This window comes from Pararhodobacter sp. SW119, assembly GCF_017811755.1.
Classification (GTDB): domain Bacteria; phylum Pseudomonadota; class Alphaproteobacteria; order Rhodobacterales; family Rhodobacteraceae; genus Pararhodobacter.
In genome coordinates, this window is record NZ_JADDJF010000147.1 from 1 (window position 1) to 1,547 (window position 1,547).

A 1,547-nucleotide genomic window follows, 5' to 3' on the forward strand; every position below is an offset into this window, starting at 1 on the left:
AGTGGAATTTAGAGAACCCGAGGCATTGGCGTTCCCCTCGTCGGCAGGGTCGCTGGATCGCGGGTTTGGAACGGGATGACGGTGGCGCTGCCGCCTGCATCGCAGCGGCTCGCCAGCGTGCAGGCGGCCGACTGCAGGTCCATCAGGGGTTCCAGCAGGCTTCGATCGTCGAACTGCCCCGTCTGTATGGCAAAGACGCCCATCACCGCAAAGTCCTGCAACATGGGGGCGAGCTCAGCGTCGTCGACCCGCCACATGTCCCTTGGCGGAGGAACCAGGCTCGCCAGATCATCGGGGGCGATGCTGTCGCGATCCTCAACAACGTGGCTCGCCCACCGGTCGGCGGCGTCCTCGTCAAGAAGCGCCCGAAGCATTCGGTTGGCACGCAACCGCAGGCCCGGCCGGCAGTGTGCGGAGTCGAAACGGGCAATCTTGTCGTCAGTCAGCATTGTCCCTTCACCTCAGATGCGGGGCGCGCGGCACGGACACAACGGCGGAAGAAGATCGCAACTAGGTGACGCTACTGAGAGAATCTTAAAATTAACTGTAAGTTGGCGCGAATTCGGAGTCCCCAGGGGCGCGTCTGGAAATTGTGTTGCGAGCGGGTCCCGCATCCTGGCATTCCGACTTTTGATAGGCATTGATGTCGGAGGCCCACTTTTCGTCGATCTCGAAGAGGACAGCGCGGACAAGCCGCAGCAGGGAGTCGTCGAAGGGGAAGACCCTGACCCTTGGCTGTGCGCCGTTTTAGCCGGCGCACGATCTGCAATCTCACGGCAAAATTCCGCTTTCCCCTTGTGTGGCGGTTTTCCTCGGGAACGCTTGAACGACAACTGTGTTGAGATCAGCAGTTGCACCATCAGTTGCTTGAGTGGCGCCACAGAGGGCGGCACGGCCACATCCACGCGAGCCCAATGACCGTCGGACCCGCGCGGGCGCCATGCGCCCCTGCACATGCGCCCTCTACGAATGGGAGCATGACCATGTCTCGCGCGGTTCGCGAACGACTTCTCGATCTGGCACCACTTCTGACGCTGCGCTGGGTTTCAGGCCCCCTCGCGGGCGAGAAAGTGCCCGAAACCGGACGACAGCTCCAAGATTACATGGCCGATACCGGTCTGCTGTCCGTCGCCTCGGTTCTCAGTGACGGGGCAGGCTTCAATCTGCTGCGCTACTACGATATCGGGCGCGACATCATGGAGGTCCTCCCCGTCGGCGAAGGCGTTGAGTGTATGAAGCACGCGGCGTTGGTTCATCACATCAGACGGATCCTGAAGGCGAACCCGTGCCAACTGAAACCGCTCCTGTCAGCGGTTACCGAGATCAATCACGGCACGCTGGCGCGCGGAGTTTCCGATCTCATCGGCCGGCCCGTGTCCGCCTTGATCGATGCCGAGCAGGCCCTGCGCCTGCTGTCCGCATCTGTCGATGATAGGAGATAGCGGCGAGAAGCGAGTCAGGGACGCTCTGCTGAAGCCAGGCGGATCGCGGACTGTCCGAGCGACGAAACAGGATCGTTTGGATGTTTCAACCAGTTCCTGCGGCTC

The 1,547-nt window shown here is 61.8% G+C and carries 2 protein-coding genes; one reads left to right on the forward strand and one right to left on the reverse strand.

What is annotated here, in order from left to right; translation table 11 throughout:
• Positions 1 to 8: 8 nt before the first annotated feature.
• Complete coding sequence (locus IM708_RS20935) at positions 9 to 449, reverse strand: hypothetical protein (protein ID WP_209428483.1); 441 nt, start codon at positions 447 to 449, stop codon at positions 9 to 11.
• A gap of 528 nt (positions 450 to 977) precedes the next feature.
• Here IM708_RS20935 and IM708_RS20940 point away from each other — a divergent pair.
• A complete protein-coding gene (locus tag IM708_RS20940) occupies positions 978 to 1,442 on the forward strand; it encodes a hypothetical protein (protein ID WP_209428484.1) in 465 nt (154 codons plus the stop codon).
• Positions 1,443 to 1,547 lie beyond the last annotated feature (105 nt).

What these genes read in the sequence shown, in the direction of transcription:
- IM708_RS20935 (WP_209428483.1), bottom strand. Translation starts at nt 449, where the DNA reads ATGCTGACTGACGACAAGATTGCCCGTTTCGACTCCGCACACTGCCGG.
- IM708_RS20940 (WP_209428484.1), top strand. Translation starts at nt 978, where the DNA reads ATGACCATGTCTCGCGCGGTTCGCGAACGACTTCTCGATCTGGCACCA.